Raw genomic sequence first — 2,416 nt, forward strand, 5'->3', positions numbered from 1 at the left:
TGTGTTTGGCAACGGTTTTCTCGACATTTTGGCTGCCCGGTTCCGACAATCTGGCAAAAGAACCGCCGATGTCTCAGATTTCTGCCTTCCCGAGCATCAAGGCCTTGTCCATCCTCTTGCTCGTGCCGTTGAACTCGACGAGTCTTCCATGGTGGACCACCCTGTCGATCATCGCGGAGGCAAGCTTGTCGTCGCCCAGGATCGTTCCCCATTTGCTGAACTCGATGTTGGTGGTGAACACCACGCTTCGCTTCTCGTAGCATGCTGACACCACCTGGAACAGCAGCCTTGCGCCGTTGATGTCCAGGGGCACGTACCCGAACTCATCCAAGATCAGAAGGTCGGCCTTCGCCAGGTCCCTCATGAACTGATCCAAGGTGCCTGCAGAGCTTGCCATCGTAAGGGCCATGACGAGCTCCGCGGTGGTGAAGAACCTGACCGCCTTGCCGGAGCTCGCGGCGGCAACGCCGATGGCGATTGCCAGATGGGTCTTTCCGCGGCCGGTCTGGCCATAGAACACGAAGTCCTGGGCCCTGTCTATGAACCCCAGCCCCATCAGGTCCTCCGCGGTGTAGCCTTCGGGGAAGGACACCTGGGAGAAGTCGTAGCCTTCGAATGACTTGACTTGCGGGAACTTTGCCTTCCTGAACAGCCTGTCTCGCTTGCGCCTTTCCCTGACGCCCTGCTCGTCATCGAGCATCGCGGCCGCCGCGGCGAGCTGGCCCGGCGTTGCCGTGGCGCAGAACCTGTCGATCACCTCGTTGGAGAAGTACATCATCCTCGCCTTGGCCTTGAACTCCCTTGCCTCCTCTGCCTTCAAAGCCATTACCTGCCCCCGATCCCCAACGCGCGGTCGTACTCCGACAGGTCGACGGGCTCGTCATATGCGATGGCGCCTCCCGCGCAGCGTGCCGCTGCGACGGCGACCGACGCCGCATCCACCCTGCCCGTCGCAACGAGCGCCATCTCCATGGCCGCGACGGTGGCGTCCCATCCGTGAACGGCGACCTCGTCCCTCATGGTCCTCAGGCTGGCCCGAAGGTCGCTTTTGTCCTTGCCGTCGAGATGGCTCCTCAGCGTGTCGGGCATGCATGCCCTCACCTTGCTGTTCGCCCATCCACCCGGCTTTCTGCAAAGCGTCGCTATCTGGCTCGCAGGCTGCGACGAGTCCGACGGCGCATCTCCGTAGGCGCGCTCGTGGCTGCACACGAAGGTGCCCTCCTCGTCGTATATGCGCACGTCGGTGGCGCCGAGCCCCACTATCAGCGTCGTTCCCGCAAGCGCCGGGTCGGACGAGTAGAGGTGCTTGCCCTCGATGCGGACCTTGCCGTACTTGTCGGCCTTGGGCCTGACGTAGCGCACGACGTCGAACGGTTTTTCCGGCAGGCCAGCCATGGCTGCGCGGTCCTCCGCGAATAGACGGGCCTCCGGCTCGCCCTTGCGCCAATGCTTCTGCTCGGAAAGGCGCATGCAGCGGTCGAGCAGGTGGCGGTTGTATATGTCGGTGCCGCCGATGCGGGGAACGGGCACGAACAGGTTGCGGCGGATGAAGCCGACCTTGTTCTCCACGTTGCCCTTCTCGTTGCCCGAGTCCGGGTTGCAGAAGGAGTAGTCGAACCCGTAATGGGCGGAGAAAGCCGCGAACATCTCGGTGGTCCTTACGGTCGAGCAGGCCCTCCTGCCGACGCCGGTGGCGTTGTCAAACACTATGCGCGTTGGGACCCCGCCGCAGTACTCGAATATGTTGCGCAGGCCCTGGCAGACGCACTCGGCGTTCTGGCCGGGGAACACCTGCGCCAGGCCGACGTTCGAGTAAGGGAAGGTGACGACGAAGTACAGCATCCGCCTTCGCACGCCGCCGACGTAGAAATCGGCTTCGCCGAAGTCGGCCTGGGCCTCGCCGGGGGCCCATACCAGATCGAGAAACGCCTCCTTGGATTCCCTGCGCTCTGCCTTGAGGCGGGCGACGTAGTGGCGGACGGTGGACTCGCTTGCCCCGCAGCCGCACTCGTCCCTGAGGCGGGCGTGTATGCGCGCGGCAGTGTGGCGCTGCTTGCGCCATGACCTGGCATCCTCGTCGAGCCAACCCTCGATAATGCTGCGGTATTGGTCCATCATCGACGAGCCCGGGCGCTTGACGGGCATCTTCGGGGAGAGGTCGTCGAGGGCGAGGTACTTGTATACGGTGTCGCGGCTGACGCCGGTGATCCGGCTTATGGAAGCGATGCTCTCGCCGCTCTTTCTCAGTTGCCGTATAGTTACGACTTGGGACATGCTGATCATTTTCCTTTCTGGCCTCCTTAGTCGATTACCGAAGCAATGACTAGGTTAGACCGTTAGCTTGTGATCGGCATGTTCTTTGCTGCTATGCCCGAATCAGGTCAGCCGAAGTGTCGACTTTTACGCTACCGCATAC

At 62.4% G+C, this 2,416-nt stretch carries 2 protein-coding genes; both read right to left on the reverse strand.

All coding sequences use genetic code 11. The features are described from left to right. Nucleotides 1-73: 73 nt before the first annotated feature. Nucleotides 74-826: an IS21-like element helper ATPase IstB gene (gene istB / locus ACQRAQ_RS08490; RefSeq protein ID WP_427794543.1), complete on the reverse strand. Its 753-nt coding sequence runs from the start codon at nucleotides 824-826 to the stop codon at nucleotides 74-76. Then, entirely contained in the window at nucleotides 826-2,274 is a 1,449-nt protein-coding gene (gene istA / locus ACQRAQ_RS08495; RefSeq protein ID WP_276995736.1) for an IS21 family transposase, read from the reverse strand. Before istA ends, istB begins: the two co-directional genes overlap by 1 nt. Nucleotides 2,275-2,416: the final 142 nt, after the last annotated feature.

The organism is Collinsella sp. SGI.178, assembly GCF_050313495.1.
In the GTDB taxonomy this organism is placed as follows: domain Bacteria; phylum Actinomycetota; class Coriobacteriia; order Coriobacteriales; family Coriobacteriaceae; genus Collinsella.